17 protein-coding genes are annotated in these 16,892 nt (G+C 64.2%); 10 read left to right on the forward strand and 7 right to left on the reverse strand.

Features of this window, described 5'->3' with window-relative positions; all coding sequences use genetic code 11:
- Positions 1 to 548, reverse strand: a 548-nt coding sequence (locus VKP01_RS10035; RefSeq protein WP_324412005.1) for a lyase family protein, incomplete at its 3' end; no start/stop codon positions are given.
- 10 nt (positions 549 to 558) lie between these two features.
- Positions 559 to 1,764 (reverse strand): 4-hydroxybenzoate 3-monooxygenase, encoded by a 1,206-nt coding sequence (pobA, locus tag VKP01_RS10040; protein WP_324412006.1) that lies wholly within the window; start codon positions 1,762 to 1,764, stop codon positions 559 to 561.
- Positions 1,765 to 1,998: 234 nt separating this feature from the next.
- On the opposite strand from pobA, the gene hpf reads away from it, so the two are divergent.
- Both hpf and ptsN read left to right on the forward strand, forming a co-directional pair.
- Positions 1,999 to 2,592 (forward strand): ribosome hibernation-promoting factor, HPF/YfiA family, encoded by a 594-nt coding sequence (hpf, locus tag VKP01_RS10045; RefSeq protein WP_324412007.1) that lies wholly within the window; start codon positions 1,999 to 2,001, stop codon positions 2,590 to 2,592.
- Between the two features lie 106 nt (positions 2,593 to 2,698).
- Complete coding sequence (gene ptsN, locus VKP01_RS10050) at positions 2,699 to 3,160, forward strand: PTS IIA-like nitrogen regulatory protein PtsN (RefSeq protein WP_414706560.1); 462 nt, start codon at positions 2,699 to 2,701, stop codon at positions 3,158 to 3,160.
- A gap of 25 nt (positions 3,161 to 3,185) precedes the next feature.
- Here ptsN and ruvX read toward each other — a convergent pair whose 3' ends face one another.
- The gene (gene ruvX / locus VKP01_RS10055) at positions 3,186 to 3,737 is read right to left on the reverse strand and encodes a Holliday junction resolvase RuvX (RefSeq protein WP_324412009.1); all 552 of its coding nucleotides are present in this window, start codon (positions 3,735 to 3,737) and stop codon (positions 3,186 to 3,188) included.
- A gap of 179 nt (positions 3,738 to 3,916) precedes the next feature.
- Between ruvX and VKP01_RS10060 the strand changes: the two genes are divergently transcribed.
- On the forward strand, positions 3,917 to 4,624 hold the full coding sequence (locus tag VKP01_RS10060; RefSeq protein ID WP_324412010.1) for a metal-dependent hydrolase: 708 nt from the start codon (positions 3,917 to 3,919) through the stop codon (positions 4,622 to 4,624).
- Positions 4,625 to 4,707: 83 nt separating this feature from the next.
- Complete coding sequence (locus VKP01_RS10065) at positions 4,708 to 5,463, forward strand: hypothetical protein (protein WP_324412011.1); 756 nt, start codon at positions 4,708 to 4,710, stop codon at positions 5,461 to 5,463.
- Between the two features lie 167 nt (positions 5,464 to 5,630).
- On the opposite strand, the gene hisG is transcribed toward VKP01_RS10065, so the two are convergent.
- Both hisG and VKP01_RS10075 read right to left on the reverse strand, forming a co-directional pair.
- Positions 5,631 to 6,608, reverse strand: coding sequence for an ATP phosphoribosyltransferase (gene hisG, locus VKP01_RS10070; RefSeq protein ID WP_324412012.1), 978 nt, complete (start codon positions 6,606 to 6,608; stop codon positions 5,631 to 5,633).
- Positions 6,605 to 7,771, reverse strand: a complete 1,167-nt coding sequence (locus VKP01_RS10075) for an ATP phosphoribosyltransferase regulatory subunit (protein WP_324412013.1) — start codon at positions 7,769 to 7,771, stop codon at positions 6,605 to 6,607. Before VKP01_RS10075 ends, hisG begins: the two co-directional genes overlap by 4 nt.
- A 372-nt stretch (positions 7,772 to 8,143) precedes the next feature.
- Between VKP01_RS10075 and VKP01_RS10080 the strand changes: the two genes are divergently transcribed.
- From VKP01_RS10080 to VKP01_RS10095, 4 genes are all read left to right on the forward strand, one after another.
- Entirely contained in the window at positions 8,144 to 9,253 is a 1,110-nt protein-coding gene (locus VKP01_RS10080) for an ABC transporter ATP-binding protein (RefSeq protein WP_414706561.1), read from the forward strand.
- Positions 9,254 to 9,409: 156 nt separating this feature from the next.
- Positions 9,410 to 10,516, forward strand: a complete 1,107-nt coding sequence (locus VKP01_RS10085) for an ABC transporter substrate-binding protein (protein ID WP_324412015.1) — start codon at positions 9,410 to 9,412, stop codon at positions 10,514 to 10,516.
- A 104-nt stretch (positions 10,517 to 10,620) separates the two neighbouring features.
- Positions 10,621 to 11,916 (forward strand): ABC transporter permease, encoded by a 1,296-nt coding sequence (locus VKP01_RS10090; protein WP_324412016.1) that lies wholly within the window; start codon positions 10,621 to 10,623, stop codon positions 11,914 to 11,916.
- 14 nt (positions 11,917 to 11,930) lie between these two features.
- Positions 11,931 to 12,782 carry an ABC transporter permease gene (locus VKP01_RS10095; RefSeq protein WP_324412017.1) on the forward strand — a complete coding sequence of 284 codons (852 nt, stop codon included), beginning with the start codon at positions 11,931 to 11,933 and terminating at the stop codon, positions 12,780 to 12,782.
- Between the two features lie 131 nt (positions 12,783 to 12,913).
- Here the strand turns inward: VKP01_RS10095 and VKP01_RS10100 are convergent, their stop codons facing one another.
- Positions 12,914 to 13,390, reverse strand: coding sequence for an Hsp20 family protein (locus tag VKP01_RS10100; protein WP_324412018.1), 477 nt, complete (start codon positions 13,388 to 13,390; stop codon positions 12,914 to 12,916).
- A gap of 196 nt (positions 13,391 to 13,586) precedes the next feature.
- On the opposite strand from VKP01_RS10100, the gene VKP01_RS10105 reads away from it, so the two are divergent.
- Positions 13,587 to 14,576, forward strand: coding sequence for an alpha/beta hydrolase (locus VKP01_RS10105; protein WP_324412019.1), 990 nt, complete (start codon positions 13,587 to 13,589; stop codon positions 14,574 to 14,576).
- Between the two features lie 3 nt (positions 14,577 to 14,579).
- On the opposite strand, the gene hisN is transcribed toward VKP01_RS10105, so the two are convergent.
- A complete protein-coding gene (gene hisN / locus VKP01_RS10110) occupies positions 14,580 to 15,365 on the reverse strand; it encodes a histidinol-phosphatase (protein ID WP_324412020.1) in 786 nt (261 codons plus the stop codon).
- 272 nt (positions 15,366 to 15,637) lie between these two features.
- On the opposite strand from hisN, the gene VKP01_RS10115 reads away from it, so the two are divergent.
- Positions 15,638 to 16,861, forward strand: a complete 1,224-nt coding sequence (locus VKP01_RS10115; protein WP_324412021.1) for an MFS transporter — start codon at positions 15,638 to 15,640, stop codon at positions 16,859 to 16,861.
- The last annotated feature ends 31 nt before the right edge of the window (positions 16,862 to 16,892 follow it).

Consider the following 16,892-nt stretch of genomic DNA (forward strand, 5'->3'; position numbering starts at 1 on the left):
TCGTCGAGCGCGTTAAGCGAATCGCAGATGCCGGTCAGCCAGATCGCCAGCTTGAAGCCGAAGCTCACCGGCGCCGCGTGCTGGCCGTAAGTCCGCCCGGCGCAAAGGCTGTGCGCATGTTCCTGCGCGCGCAGATGCAGCGCCTCGACGAGCGCGCGCAGATCCGGCGCGAGCGCCTTGAGCGCGTCGCGGATCTGGAGGACGAGGGCGGTGTCGAGCACATCCTGCGTGGTCGCACCCTTGTGCAGATCACTTGCGAGCGGCGGCGGGAGCATCCCGCGCAACTGTCCGACGAAGGGGATTACCGGCACGCCGGCGAGCGCGGTTTCCTCGCCGAGCGCCACCATGTCGAAATCAGCCGGTATGATCGCGGCCAGTGCATCCGGCAGGCCCGGATCCGCCAGGCCCGCCTCCGCCTGCGCACGCGCCAGCGCCGTCTCGAAGGCGAGCATGGCGGCAAGTCGTGCCTCATCGCCGAACACCGCGCGCATGACGGGGGTGACGAAGAGCGGGCCGGTCAGGGCGCTGTCGAGGGGTGAAAAGCTCATAGTGCGATCATCACCCATCGCCCCAATCCATGGGAAGGCCCACATAGTTTTCCGCCAGCGTCGTCGCTGCGGCGCGCGAATTGACCACGTAATCGAGCTCGGCCAGTTGCCGGCGACGGTCGAAGGGGCTGTCATCATCGAAGCGATGCAGCATCTGCGTCATCCACCAGGAGAAGCGCTGCACCCGCCAGATCCGGCGCAGACAGGCCGGACCATAGGCCGCGATCGCCTCTTCATCGCCCCGGGTGAAGTAGCGCTCCAGCGCGCGCGCCATCACCCGCACATCGCCGACGGCGAGATTCATGCCCTTGGCGCCCGTCGGCGGCACGATATGGGCGGCATCGCCGGCCAGCAGCAGGCGACCAAAGCGCATCGGCTCGCAGACGAAGCTGCGCATGGCGGTGACGCTCTTTTGCAGGATCGGGCCGGGCGTGAGCCTGAAACCGTCGGAGCGCGCAAGCCGGGTATCGAGCGCCTCCCAGATCCGTTCATCGGGCCAATCTGCCGCATCCGCATCCGGGGGGCATTGCAGATAGAGACGGCTGATCTGTGGCGAGCGCATGGAGAGCAGCGCGAATCCGTCATCGTGGGCGGCGTAGATCAGTTCGTGCGAAGCCGGCGGTATCCGCGCGAGCACGCCGAGCCAGCCGAAGGGGTAGAGCCGCTCATAGAGCGTCAGCGCCTGAGGCGGGATCGAGGCGCGGCAGATGCCGTGGAACCCGTCGCAGCCGGCAATGAAATCACAGGTGATTTCGTGCACGGCGCCGTCGCGGCTGTAATGGATCGCGGGGTGATCCGTTTCGATGTCGCGCACGGCGACATCCGCGCATTCGAAGCGAATCACCTCGCCGTCTTCAAGCCGCGCGGCAATCAGATCCTTCACCACCTCATGCTGGCCATAGACCATCACGTTCCTGCCAGTGAGCGCCTTGAGATCGATGCGATGCGCCGCGCCTGCAAATTGCAGGAACAGCCCGTCATGCGCGAGCCCCTCGCGATCCATGCGGGCGCCCAGCCCGGTTTCGCGCAGGACGGCGGCGGTCTCGTGTTCGAGCACACCGGCGCGGATGCGCTGTTCCAGATGGGCGCGTGATTTCGTCTCGACGACAATCGATTCGATCCCGGCCAGCGCCAGCAGATGCGAGAGCAGCAATCCTGCGGGGCCTGCTCCCACGATTCCCACCTGCACGCGCTCGCGATGCGGCTGTGCGGCCATCATCCCCTCCCGCCACACTGTTTGTCGTGCGGCCATTTTTCAACCATTTATTGTTTTTCCGGCTTTATCAGTGAGGACCATCCGCCGCACAGGCTGTGCTGTCAATCACGGCGCGGCCTTCGCACATGCAGCATCGGAAGGCGCGCCGCGTCGATTGACGCCGTGATCAGGGCTGCTTACCTCTAAAGGTTCAGACCCGGTGCGGCGGCCCGCCGCGCGCAAGAACAGGGGGACATGATGACGCTTCGTATTTCCGGCAAGAACATGGATATCGGCGACGCACTGCGCGCGCATGTCGAAGAGCGTGTCGAGGGGGCCTTGGCCAAGTATTTCGACGGCAATGTCGCCGTTACGGGGCATGTCACCATCGAGCCGGAAGGCAGCGGCTACCGCACCGACTGCGTGCTGCATCTCGCCACTGGCGTCACCCTCGAATCGACGGGCAGTGCCATGGATGCCCATACCGCCTTTGATCAGACGGCACACCGGATCGAAAAGCGCCTGCGCCGCCACAAGCGCCGTCTGCGCGATTATTCGCAGAACGGCAAGGCCGCCGAGATGATGAAGGCGAGCTATTCGGTGATCGAGGCGCCATTCGACGATTCACAGGAATTCGAGGAGCCCGAGGGCGAATTCCATCCCGTCGTCATCCACGAGGAAACCAAGTCCTTGAAGAATCAGTCCGTGAGCGAGGCCGTGATCGAACTTGATTTGACAGGAGCCCCTTGTTTGGTGTTTCAGCATGCGGGAAGCGGGCGGATCAATATCGTCTACCGCCGCACCGATGGGGCGATCGGCTGGATTGATCCCCCGGCGGAGCATTCATGAGGCCGTGATCGGCCTCACCGAAACATCAGGGGGCTCCTCATGACGCGAAGCGTGTTTCTACGCGGTCATGCGTGTGCCCCCGTCGTGACAGAGCCTGATGAACGTCATGCTTCTTGAGATCCTGTCGTCTGAAGCCGTGATGCCGGCCCTCAAGGCCAACGGCAAGAAACAAGCGCTCCAGGACATCAGCGCCCATGCGGCCCGTCTCACCGGGCTGGAGGCGCATGACATCTTCGAGACGCTGCTCCAGCGCGAGCGCCTCGGCTCGACCGGGATCGGGGAGGGCATCGCCATTCCCCATGGCAAGCTGGCCGATATGGACAAGCTCTTCGGACTCGTCGCACGCCTCGAAAAGCCCATCGATTTCGAGGCGATCGACGGGATGCCGGTGGATTTCCTGTTTCTGCTGCTTGCCCCCGAGGCCGCCGGTGCGGATCATCTCAAGGCGCTCGCGCGCATCGCCCGCGTGCTGCGCCATCCCGGCGTGCTGGAGCGCCTGCGTGCCGCGACCGATGGTGATGCGATCTATGCCGTGCTGATGGAGAACGCGGCGTCACAGGCGGCCTGAGGCTGCAATAGCGGCGCGCCGTGCCTTATTCGCGGTCCGGATCCTCGCCGGCGGCATTCCTCGCCCGATCCGCTGCTTGATCCGCTTCTTGATCCGCTTCCTGGGTGCGCGCATCCTCGAGCAGGTTCAGCCGGTCGATCGCCCCTTGCAGGATATAGCTGGCGGCGAGCTTGTCGACGAGCTGGCCGCGCCGCGCCCGCGAGGCATCCGCTTCGAGCAGGGTGCGCGTCACCGCCATCGTGGAGAGCCGCTCGTCCCAGCCCACGATCGGGCAGGCGATCACGCCTTCGAGATTGCGCATGAAGCTTTGCGTGGATTGCGCGCGCGGGCCGGCGCTGCCATCCATGTTCAAGGGCAGGCCGACGACGATGGCTGCCACGTCGAAACGTTTTACGATACTGGCGATTTCGGCCGCATCCTTCGTGAACTTGCCGCGTTTCAGCGTTTCCAGTGGCGAGGCGATGCGCCGCTCGACATCCGAGAGAGCAAGCCCGATGGTCTTCGTGCCGAGATCGATGCCGATCAGGCGACCGAAACGGGGAAGCTTGCCGACGAGCCCTTCGAGCGCCACTGTCATGGAAGCCGCTCCGCACGCGCCGAATCAGGACGTGTGAAGCCGGATGAAACGCAAGCCTTGCTGTGGCGCTGCGCAGGATGAGGCGGGTACGGGCGGGTACGGGCGGGCATCACGTCAGGTCCGTAAGAAGAAAAGTGTGGCGCCGTTTCTTTAAGTCAAACACGGAGGATAAGCGAGCCATGAAGATCACCTGGTACGGCCATTCGGCCTTTCGCCTGGAATTCGGCGAGAACAACATCCTGATCGACCCCTTCTTCACCGGCAATCCCGCTTTCGAGGGCGATGCCGAGAAGGCGGGTGAGGGCGCCACCCACATCCTGATCACGCATGGCCATGGCGACCATGTCGGCGATGCGCCGGCCATCGCGCAGCGCACGGGGGCCAAGATCGTCACCAGTTTCGAATTGTGCATGTATCTGGCCAAACAGGGCATCGAGAACTTCGATCCGATGAATCTCGGCGGCAGCACCGATCAGGGCAGTTTCCGCGTCACCATGGTGCGCGCCGACCATTCCGCCGGCATGGTGGAAACGGATGTGAACTTCCCCCTCGGCCCGTCGGCGGGCCTCGTTGTCAAGGCGCCGGGGGAGCCGACCGTCTATCACATGGGTGATACGGATATCTTCGGCGACATGGCCCTGATCGCCGAGTTGCACCAGCCGGACGTGGTCATCGTGCCGATCGGTGACCGCTTCACCATGGATGCGACCACAGCCGCACTCGCCATGAAGCGCTATTTCTCGCGGGCGCGGGTGGCGATTCCCTGCCACTACGGCTCGTTTCCGATCATTGCGCAGGATGCCGACGGGTTCGTCGCGGCGATGGAGGGCAGTGGCATACAGGTTGTAATTCCGCAAAAAAACATGCCGGTCCGGATGGACAATTAACGCCCGTTAACCATAATCGGCAATCGCGACTGGCGTAGATGCGACGATCTGCGCATAGTCCGCGTTAACACTTGATTAACCTTATGGGTGCGCGGGTGATTGCCGATTCGACGCCGGATTCCGGAAAGAATGCCAAAAGGCACAGCATTGCCATTGATGAGCGGGCCATCTCGCAGGTCGGGTGGCTGACGCTTGATTTGAGCGGGACGCGGGAGATCTCCCTGGGCGGGTCATTCCCGCCATCGGAACCGGCCGCAGGCATTTCGCAAACCGATGATGCCGACTGCGTTCTTCCCCTGGGTGCGCGCGAAATGGCCGCTGCGGCGATGCTGCGCGCGGTCCAGGCGCAGGCTGATGGCGGCGCCGAGGATGCCCATTCCGGTGAAGATGCGACCCGGCGAGCATGGCGTATGGCGCGGCGGGCCCGTGCGCTTGCCAGGGCACGCGGGCAGCTGCCGCAGCGTCGGGCCGCCGCCGACACGGCGCACGAACGCCGCGCGGCAAACGTGTTACCGGCGATTCCCTCCGGCGCGATCATCCCTGTCGGCGGTACGGATCTGCAGGCTTTCACGCCGGCTCAACCCTTTCCCCGCGACGACAAGGCGGCCAACGACAATCGCATGCGGATGCTGCTGATGACGGCCCTGGTTGTTGGCATCAGCGCCGGATATGCCATGACCGCGAAGACCACCGCGCCCGCCCGTGAGGGCTTCGACGTTCCGGCTCCGCTGGTGCCGGAAGTCAGGGTTTCCAAGGCAACGCTGCTTCCCGCCGAAGTCTCGAAAACCGGCGCCCCTGGGTTTTTCCGCGCCCTTGCGATTTTTCCCGATTCCGTGTGATCCGCGCAGATGGAAGTGCCGTAGTCTGCCTGGAGACCGCGACATGCGGGCTTCTCTTCCCCATGCGGTGATCACCTTCCCCCGATCTGATCGCCGCCATATCCAGGCCGCTCCTTCCCCCGGAGCGGCCTTTTCTTGTTGCGGAGAATTGATCCGCCACGCGCTTGTCAGAGCGCCGGGAGCCGCTTGTCGAGGCGGGCCTGGAGCGGATTATGCGCCCGAAAGACATAGTCGACGCTGCGCACGGTCATGTCGCGCGCGCCGGCGGCTGCCAGGGCATCGGTGATGGCGAAGACGTGCCCGGCCTCGCAATGCATCACCAGTTCGGCGGCATCGGGTGCCGAAAGCAGATGCGCCTCGAAGGCATTCGCCGCTGCGGCCACGGCGGCGCGCCGTTCCTGCGGGACCAGTGTGCGGATCTCGCGCACCCGGCGGGCCTCCTCCTGCGCCGCGATCCGGGTCAGGACGGCACGCGCCGCAGCGCGCGCCTCTTCACCCCACGCGGCGCGCAGGGAGGCGGCGAGATTGGCCTGCGAGCGCAGGATCACCCCGTCATCGATCACCTTGAGCGCATTTGCGGCAAGCGTCGCGCCGGTGGTGGTGATATCGACGATGATCTCCGCCGCGCCGGACGCCGGTGTGCCCTCCGTGGCGCCGAGTGATTCGACGATGCGATAATCGGCGATGCCGTGGCGGGCAAAGAAGCTGCGGGTCAGATTCACGTATTTGGTGGCAACGCGCATCTTGCGGCCCTGGCGGCTGCGCAGATCGACGGCGACCTCGTCGAGATCGGCCATGCCCGAGACGTCGATCCAGGCCTGCGGCGCGGCGACGACGACATTGGCGTGGCCGAAACCGAGCGGCGTGATCAGCGCGATCTCGCTCTCGGCTCCAGGGGCCTGTTCGCGGATCAGATCCTCACCGGTGATGCCGAAATGCACCTCGCCGCGGATCAGATGGCCGACGATCTCGGAGGCCGAGAGAAAGGCGATTTCCACCTCCGGCATGCCCTTGACCGTGCCGCGATAGCCGCGTGAGCCGCGTGCCTTGGCGAATTCGAGACCGGCGCGGGCAAAAAACGCCGTGGCGTTTTCCTGCAGCCGTCCCTTGGAGGGCACGGCGATGACGAGCGGTGCGGCACTCATGCTGTCTCTCCCTGAACGGATGCGTCGACCGCGGCAGTGCCGGAACGGCAGGCGGCGATGCGATCGAGCCAGAAAGCGCAGCCGATTGCCGGCAGGCACTGCCCGGGATCGAGATGGCGCGCCAGCCGGTCGTAGCGACCGCCGCCCACGACCGGTCTGGCCGCCGGGTCGGGATCGGCTGCGATATCGAAGATGAATCCGGTATAATAATCGAGATTACGCGCGAAACCGGCGCGAAAGGCGAGCTGCGCGGGGTCGATGCCGCGTGCGGCCAGGAAACCGTTGCGCTCTTCGAAGAGATCTAGGGCCCGATCCATGGCGAGTCCCGCCTCGGCGGCGAGCGCACGCATTTGCGTCGCTGCCGCATCCGGATCACCGGCAATGGCGAGATAGCGCCGCAGCACGGCCCGGGCTTCGGGGGTGACATCGCCGCCATGGCGACCGGTGCGGGCGAGGAAACGCCGGGCGATGTCCCCGGCACTGCGCCCGCCGACTGAGGTGATGCCGGCGATCGAGAGCACATCCTCGACGAAGGCGCGTGCCGCTTCCGGATCCTGCCCTTCGAGCGCGGCGAGCAGGCCCGCATGCCTGATCGCGCCACTCTCGGCCTCCTCCGTTTCCTGAGGCTCGGCCAGCGCGGCGGGCCCCTCGCCGGCGACGATGGCGCGCATCAGCCGGGCCCTTGCTGCAGCGGGTATATCCAGGGCCGTGAGAAGAGCTTCGAGCAGGCCGACATCGCCCAGGGCAACCCGTTGCGCGACGATGCCCAGATGGTCGAGCGCTTCCATCGCGAGACCGAGCATTTCCGCATCCGTGGCGGCGATGTCCCGGCGCCCGATCGATTCCACCCCGGCCTGCTGGAACTCTCCGGTCTCCCCCGCACGCAGGCGGAAGACCGGGCCGCGATAGCAATATTGCGCCGGTGCCGCGTCGGCGCGTGACACGGCGAGATGCGCGCGACAGACGGGAATGGTATATTCGGGCCGCAGGCACAATTCGCTCCCGTTGGCGTCGAGGGTCACGAACATGCGTCGGCGCATCTCTTCGCCGGAGAGGTCGAGAAACAGCTCCGCCGGCTGCAGGACCGGCGGCTCGATCGCCGTGTAACCGGCGCCGGTAAACAGCGATATCAGCGTGTCGCCGGCGCGTATCTGTTCGGACATCGTCACTTCCGTTCTGGTCTCGTTGTCTCGCAACCGGCTTCGCCGCGCGCGGCGCAGCCTATAGCACGAAACCGTAAACGCAGTGCAATCATCCGGAAAATTGCACATCGGGCCGGGTGCGGCAGACTGCCCTTGCGGAAATCCACGGCGCGCGGAAAATCTCGAATTTTGTGATAATTTTCAGCAATTTATGGATCTGCCTGTTTTTCGAGCATGCCGGAACGCGGCGCCGAATCATGGCGCCCGCGTGACGTTGCGGTGAAGAAAATCGAATTCGGGGGTTGCGGGAAAGAAGAGGATCGTGAAGGATAAGGCCAATAAACGCGCAGTCCGGTTTTCGATTGGTCGGGCAACAGAGGGAGCGTGTCCACAGTGCTAAAAACTGCTGACGGAGTGACTGGTTCTGGTCACGTCTGCTTTGACAACGTGCAGAAAAGCTACGATGGCGAGACTCTCGTCGTCAAAAATCTCAATCTCGACATTGCGCGCGGTGAGTTTCTCACGATGCTCGGACCGTCGGGCTCGGGCAAGACGACCTGTCTCATGATGCTCGCGGGTTTCGAATCCGCGACCTTCGGCGAGATCCGCCTCGACGGCCAGCGCATCGACAATGTCGCCCCGCACAAGCGCGGCATCGGCATGGTGTTCCAGAATTACGCGCTTTTCCCGCATATGACGGTGGCCGAGAATCTGGCCTTCCCGCTGCGGGTGCGCAAGATGGGCAAGGCGGATGTCGAAGCGCGGGTGCAACGCGCCCTCGATATGGTCGAGCTCTCGGATTTCGGCTCGCGCATGCCGGCGCAGCTGTCGGGCGGTCAGCAGCAGCGTGTTGCCGTGGCGCGTGCGCTGGTCTTTGAGCCGGAGCTCGTCCTGATGGACGAGCCGCTCGGTGCGCTCGACAAGAATCTGCGCGAGCAGATGCAATACGAGATCAAGCACATCCACGACCAGCTCGGCGTCACCGTGGTCTACGTCACCCACGACCAGACCGAGGCGCTGACCATGTCGAACCGCATTGCGGTCTTCAATGACGGTGTGGTGCAGCAGCTGGCATCACCGCCGGCGCTCTACGAGCGCCCGGAAAACGCCTTCGTCGCCGCCTTCATCGGCGAAAACAACAAGCTGATGGGCAAGGTCGAGGCGATCGACGGGGATACCTGCAAGGTCGTGCTCGACAATGGCGACAAGGTCACCGCGCTCAAGGTCAATGTCGGCGCCGTGGGCGACCGCACGACGCTGTCGCTACGCCCCGAGCGCGTGGTGATCGCGCCGGAGGGCAGTGCCGACCTCGACAACGTGTTCGAGGCCGAGGTGCGCGAGCTGATCTATCTCGGCGACCATATCCGCACCCGGGTCAAGGTCTGCGGCAATGACGAGTTCATCGTCAAGGTGCCGAATTCCTCGCACAGCCCCGATCTGGCGCGCGGTGCTAAGGTGCGTATCGGCTGGATCACACAGGATTGCCGCGCGCTGGATGCTTGATGCGCGCGCGGCTGATCAGGCGGGCCCGTCGGGTCCGCTCGGCAGGCGGCCCGCGTCTTCGCGTGGCCCCGCAAGGAAAGCCGGATGGCGGATGACTGCCGTTCCGGCGCGGAGCGCTCCGGAAGCGCTCCCCAACACAGGACTGGGAGAAACTGTATGTCCATGAATAAACTTTCGATTCTTGCCGGCGGCGTCGCTGCGGCAGCGATCACGGCGGGTGCTTATGCGCAGGAGCCGGTCAGCCTCACCATCGTGTCCTGGGGTGGCGCCTATACCGAGAGCCAGGTTCGCGCCTATCACGAGCCCTACATGGAGGAGAATCCGAACGTCGAAATCATCAATGATGACGGTTCGGCCAACGCGCTCGCCGGTCTTCGTGCCCAGTCCCAGGCTGGCAATGTGACCTGGGATCTCGTTGACATGCTGCCCTCCGATGCGCAGCTCGCCTGTGACGAAGGCATCATCCTGCCGATCGATCATGACGAAATGCTTGCCCCGGCGCCGGACGGTACCCCTGCCAGCGAGGATTTCCTCCCGGGCTCGCTGGGTGAGTGCTTCATCCCGCAGATCGTGTATTCCACGATTCTCGCTTATAATACCGATCTCTTCCCGGAAGACGCGCAGCCCGATTCCATCGAGGCGCTGTTCGATGTCGAGAACTATCCGGGCCGCCGTGCGCTGCAGGATCGTCCCGGCACGAACCTCGAATGGGCACTCTATGCCGACGGCGTCGCGCCTGAGGACATCTACGACGTGCTCGCCACGCCGGAAGGACAGGATCGTGCCTTCGCCAAGCTCGACACCATCAAGGACCACATCGTGTTCTGGACTGAAGGTGCGCAGGCTCCGCAGCTTCTCGCCGATGGCGAAGTCGCAATGGCAACCGGCTATAACGGCCGTATCTTCAACGCTGCGCAAGTCGAGGGTCAGCCCTTCGACATCATCTGGGATGGCCAGATCGTCGAGTGGGACGGCTGGGTTGTTCCTGCCGATGGCCAGAACATCGATGCCGTGATGGACTACCTGTATTACGCCACCGATACGCAGCGTCTGGCGGATCAGGCCAAGTTCATCTCCTACGGCCCGGCGCGTGCGTCTTCGGCGCCTCTCGTGGGTGAACATGCCGATCTCGGGATCGACATGAACGAGCACATGCCGACCAATCCGGACAACTACTTCTCGCCGATCGTTCTTGATAACGATTTCTGGACCGATTACGGCGACGAGCTGCGCGAGCGTTTCGCAAACTGGATGCTCCAGTAAGGCTTATCGCCCGAACTGACTTTCTGGATGGGGGCGTTAGCGCCCCCATCCATCAGGAACAAGCGTGATCGCACGCGGGCATGCGATTGGTGGAGACGAGATGCATGGCACAGGCTGATGCAGGAAACGACGAGTTGACGCAGGACGCGTCGGGCCGGATGGTCACGGCGGACGGTGTTCCTCTCAAGCAGAGCCTGAAACGGGCAGAGCGTCGGCGCAAGTTCATGGCATTCGGGTTGGTCTTGCCGCTGCTGCTGTTCCTTCTCGTCGTCTTCATCTTTCCCATCGGCCAGATGATGTGGCGCAGTGTCGACAACCCGCAGGTCGTCAATGCATTGCCTCAGACACTTGAGGCGCTTCAGGGCTGGGATGGCGAAGAGCTTCCCGGCGAAGAGGTCTATGCCGCCCTGGCCGCCGATTTTCGCCGTGACATGGAACGCCCGCGCCGTGATCAGTTTTCCGGGCCGCTCGGCGTGCGCCTGAATTATGAGCTGTCCGCAGCGCGAGGCGCCGTCGCGCGGACGGTGCGCAATGTTCCCGATTTCGAGCCGCCCTACAAGGAAGCCTTCCTCGATTCGCACCGTCTGTGGGGCGACGTGGAACTATGGCGCGTGATCGAGCGCGAGGGTCGGCCGCTCACAGGCGCCTATTACGTCGCGGCACTGGATCGCCAGTACGACGCCGACGGCAATATCGTGCTGCGTGATGAGAACAGACGCATCTATATCGACCTCTATCTGCGCACGCTCGGTCTGTCGATCACGATCACGGTGCTGACGATTCTGCTCGGTTTTCCGATCGCCTATCTGATGTCGATTCTGCCGATGCGCTATTCCAACCTACTGATGATCTTTGTCCTGCTGCCATTCTGGACGTCGCTGCTGGTGCGCACCACGGCCTGGATCGTACTCCTGCAACAACAGGGAGTGATCAACGAATCGCTGATTGCCGTCGGCATCATTGGCGAGGACGGGCGATTCTCCCTGATGTACAACATGTTCGGCACCATCATTGCGATGACCCACATCCTGCTGCCGTTCATGGTGCTTCCGCTCTATTCGGTGATGCGTACGATCCCGCCCTCCTACATGCGTGCGGCCAAGAGCCTCGGGGCCACACCATTCACCGCGTTCCGAAAGGTCTATCTGCCCCAGACGCTGCCCGGTATCGGTGCGGGTGCGGTGCTCGTCTTCATCATCTCGATCGGCTACTACATCACGCCCGCGCTCGTCGGTGGACAATCCGGCCGGATGATCTCGAACGAGATCGCGCGGCATATGCAGCAATCACTGAACTGGGGCCTTGCGGCCGCACTCGGGACGATTCTGCTGATCGGCGTTCTGGTGCTCTACTGGGCCTATAACCGCCTTGTCGGCGCCGACAACCTGAAACTCGGCTGAGGGGAGACGAAGCCATGGCACTGCCCTCTTACGCCACGCGGGGCGAGCGAATCTGGTACTATACGTTCCGGGTCATCTGCGGTCTGATCTTCTTCTTCCTGATCGCGCCGATCATCATCATGGTCCCGCTGAGTTTCAATTCGCAGCCCTATTTCACCTTCTCACGCGAGATGCTGACCTTCGACCCGGCGGGCTATTCCCTGCGCTGGTATGAAGATCTCTTTACCTCGGATAGCTGGCTGCGCTCGATCCAGAACTCCTTCCTCATCGGCATCGCCTCCACCATTCTGGCGACGACACTCGGCACTCTGGCCGCGCTCGGGCTCAGCCGTCCGCACATGCCCTACAAGGGGCTGATCATGGGGATCCTGATTTCCCCGATGATCGTGCCGCTGATCATTTCGGCTGCGGGGATGTTCTTCTTCTTCTCCTCGATCGGTCTGGCCCAGACCTTCCCCGGCGTGATTCTCGCCCATACCGCGCTCGGCACACCCTTCGTGGTGATCACGGTGACGGCAACGCTGGTCGGTTTCGACCATTCCCTCACACGGGCGGCGTCGAATCTCGGCGCCTCGCCAAGCTATGCCTTCTTCAAGATCACCATGCCGCTGATCCTGCCCGGCGTGATCTCGGGTGCGCTGTTTGCCTTCATCACCTCTTTCGACGAGATCGTGATCGTGCTCTTCGTCGCCGGCGTCGAGCAGCGCACCATTCCGCGCGAGATGTGGTCGGGGATCCGCGAGCAGATCAGCCCGACGATTCTTGCCGTGGCGACGATCCTCGTGGCGCTGTCGATCGCGCTGCTCACCACGATCGAGCTGCTGCGTCGCCGTTCGGAGCGCATTCGCGGCATGACGGCGCAGTGAACTGCGCAGTTTCCCGACCCCCGATTTGATCGGGCGACGGGAACCGTTGACTGTTAAAAATCATAAACCCGGCCCGTGGTGAACGGGCCGGGTTTCTCGTTTCAAGGCATGGCGTGGGTTACGCCGTCGCCTCAGGCCGCTTGCGCCTCATCCTTCTGCGCGTCGATCGTGCGCGTGCCGGTCTCACCCCCGATCGGGATCAGGCGCGGCTTCTTTGCTTCCGGGATCTCGCGCACGAGATCGACATGCAGGAGCCCGTTTTCGAGGCTGGCACCACGCACCTGAACGCCGTCGGCGAGCTGGAAGCGGCGCTCGAAGGAGCGCGCGGCAATGCCCTGATGCAGCATCTCGGCCTTACGGCTGCTCTCGCTCTCCTGCTTCGCACCGCGGATCGAGAGCACGTGCTCCTTGACCTCGATGGTGAGATCATCCTGCGTGAACCCGGCCACCGCGACGCTGATGCGGTAGTCGTTTTCGCTGGTACGTTCGATATTATAGGGCGGATAGGTCGGCGCGCTCTCGACACCGGCGAACTGGTCGAGGGCGGAAAACAGCCGGTCGAAACCGACGGTGTTGCGATAAAGCGGGGACAGGTCGAACTGTCTCATGGCACATTCTCCTTGAGCAACATGCGTTTGAGTGATCCGCCGAATGGCCGGATCGGTTGTCTGCGCCGCCATCATGGCCGACGCTGATTGTGAGGTGGGAACCGGAAATCCGCTTTTCAAGAGCGCGGCGGTCGGCTGCCCAGGATCCGCTGGACCGCGCCGCCGGCCTGGATTAAGCCTGTCCAGGGAGGCTTTGATGCAACTCGTCGAAACCGCTTCGAATACGATCCCTGATGGCGGGCAGGTGTTGCGCGTCACCGCGCGCGATGGCGCACCTTTACGTGTGGTCTACTGGCCGGCGCGATGCGAGGAGCCGCGTGGCACGGTCTGCATCCTGCAGGGCCGGGCCGAATTCATCGAGAAATATTGCGAGACTGCGGCAGACCTGCTGGCGCGCGGTTTTGCCGTCGTCACCTTCGACTGGCGAGGCCAGGGGCGCTCCTACCGGGCATTGCGCCAGGCCAGGAAGGGCCATATCGGCAGTTTTCGGCATTTCCATCGTGACATGCTGGCGATTCGGGAGCGTGTTCTGGAGCGCCTGTGTCCGCGCCCGTTCTTCGCACTCGCCCATTCCATGGGCGGCGCCATCGCCCTCGACATGGCGCGGCGGGGGATGTCGCCTTTCGAGCGCATGGTACTCTGCGCACCGATGCTCGGGATCGCGCGTCTGGGCTCACCGCGGCGTACAGCCGTGATGGCGCGGGCGATTGCGGGGCTCGGCCTCGGGCGCTTGTGGATTCCCGGCGGTGGCGCCACCTCCCAAACAACCCGCCCCTTCGACGGCAATCCGCTCACCGGCGATCCCGAGCGCTATGCGCGCAATGCCGATCTTGCATCGGCTCTGGGCGACGGCGCCATTGGCGAGCCGACCATCGGCTGGGTCGCTGCGGCATTCAGGCTTATGGCGCAATTGCAGGAACCGCGCGCGGCGCTGGATATCCGCATTCCGACCCTGATAATCGGCGCCGGCAGCGATGCGATTGTCGATACCCGGGCCACGGAGCGTTTCGGCCAGGGGCTCAAGGGCGGCGGCGTGATCGTCATACCCGGCGCGCGCCACGAGATCCTGATGGAGCGCGATCAGATCCGCGATCAGCTCTTCGCCGCCTTCGACGCCTTCATTCCCGGCACGCATCCGGGCGCGGGCAGCCCTGCGCAGGCCGGGCCGGCGGTTGGTGCAGTCTGAGCCTCAACGCCCCGCGAGCAGTGCCATCGCCTGTTCATGCACGCGCCGATCCCCGGCTGCGATGATCGCCCCGCCCCTGGTCGGATCACCCCCGTCCCAGCTGGTGACGATGCCGCCTGCGCCCTCGATGATCGGAATCAGCGCCACGATGTCATAGGGTTTGAGCCCGTTTTCGATGACGAGATCGACATGCCCGGCAGCCACCATGCAATAGGCGTAGCAATCACAACCGAACCGCGTCAGGCGGGCTTTTTCCTGGACCCGGGCGAAAGCCTCGGCGGCCGCGCCGGTGAACATGTCGGGGGTCGTCGCCATCAGGGTGGCGCCGGCGAGATCCGGGCAGTTGCGGGTGTTGAGGCTGCGGGCGCCGTGGGGGCCGTCATAATGCGCAGCCCCGCCATCACCGGAGAAACGCTCGCCGATGAAGGGCTGGTGCATCATGCCGAAACCGGGCTTGCCGTGGCGCGTCAGCCCGATCAGCGTGCCCCAGAGCGGCAGGCCCGACATGAAGGCGCGGGTGCCGTCGATCGGATCGAGCACCCAGACGTATTCCGCCTCGCCGTTCTCGGCACCGAATTCTTCGCCAATGATGCCGTGACCCGGAAAATGCTGCTTGATCATGTGCCGCATGACCGATTCGCCGGCGCGATCGGCTTCGGTCACGGGATCGAAATCAGCGCCCGTTGATTTGTCGCCGACCGACAGCGCAGTGCGGAAGAAGGGCAGGATCGCGCGCCCGGAATGCGTCGCGAGGTCGTTCACGAAACTGGAAAATTCGATCAGGCTCATGGTGGCCATCCTTTCGTCGTGCGCGCGGCCGCACGCCCCCTCGTGCGCTTTTACCAACCGGGGCTTATCCGGCAAGTCCCCTGCATGACCCTCGCATGACCCTTGCGCGAATCCTGTCCCGACCGCAACAAGGTGACAGGGAAACGGCATTTCTCATCCGCAGATGGCCCGGGCCTGAGGACGGATGAACGGAGAGTGCGATGGTCGAGGGTGAGAGGCCGGTCGGAAAAACGGGCGCTGCGCCTGAAACGGCGCCTCAAACGACGCGGACGATGACGCGCGGCACCGTCGTCGCCGTGCTCGCGGCGCTGATTGCGACCTATATGATCAGCCAGTTCCAGCGCAGCGCCATCGGTGTGATCGGGCCGGATCTCGCGCGCGAACTCGCACTGGATGCCAGCCGGCTCGGCTTTCTCTCATCCGCCTTCTTTCTCAGCTTCGCCCTCGCGCAGATACCCGTGGGCATTGCCATCGATCGATACGGCGCCCGCACCACGCTGATCGTGAGCGCCGTAATCGCCCTTGCGGGCAGTCTGCTCTTCGCCATGGCGCAGACCGGAACCGGCCTGATCGCCGCGCGCGCGCTGATCGGGCTGGGCTGCTCCAGTTTCTTCATGGGGCCGCTGGCGATTTACGCGCGCCGTTTCCCGCCCGAGCGCTTCGCCATTCTCACCAGTCTGACGCTGGGCGCCGGCTCACTCGGCACGCTGGTCGCGACGGCGCCGCTCGCGGCGGTCTCGGCCTGGATCGGCTGGCGCGGCGCCTTTTTCGGCATGGCCGGGCTGACGGCGTTGATCATTCTCGCCGTGATGGTCTCTTTGCCGGTACGGCGCAGCAGTGAGGAGCCGGCACGCGAGAGCTGGGGCGAGGCCCTCAAGGGTGTCGGGGAAGCCCTGCGCGTGCGTTCCTTCTGGCAGGTCTTTGCCCTGCACGCCACGACCTATTCCGCCTTCGCCTGCATCGTCGGGCTCTGGGCGGGTCCCTGGCTGAGCGACGTCTATGGCGCGGGGTTGCAGGAACGCGGCAATCTGATCCTGATCGCGGCGGCGGCCCAGATTATCGGGATCTTCGCCTGGGGCGCGGCGGATCGCTGGTTTCGAAGCTATCGGCGCCAAGCCCTCACTGGTGGCATCATCGCGACGGGCCTGCTGCTCGTCGCCGGTTTCGTGAAGCTCGAAGACGGTGCTCTGACGGCCTGGCTGATCCTGTTCGGTTTCGCCTTCGGTTATGTCCCGATCGTCACGTCACACGGCAAGGCGCTGTTCCCGCAACGGCTGACCGGGCGCGGCATCACCCTCATGAATATCGCCACGATGGGCGGCGTCTTCGTCTCACAAGCCCTCACCGGGTTGCTCGTCGCACAATTTCCCCCCGATCCGACCGGCGGTTATCCGGCCCAGGCTTATCACGCGGTCTTCCTCGCGCTCGCAGGCGCGCTCGCGCTCGCCCTCGTCTTCTACAGCCGCGCCGTCGACCCGCATCCGAGCCGCCCCTGAGCCGGCTGCGCGCGAAACCCTTGACGCGCTC

This window comes from Saliniramus sp. (assembly GCF_035311605.1).
In the GTDB taxonomy this organism is placed as follows: domain Bacteria; phylum Pseudomonadota; class Alphaproteobacteria; order Rhizobiales; family Beijerinckiaceae; genus Saliniramus.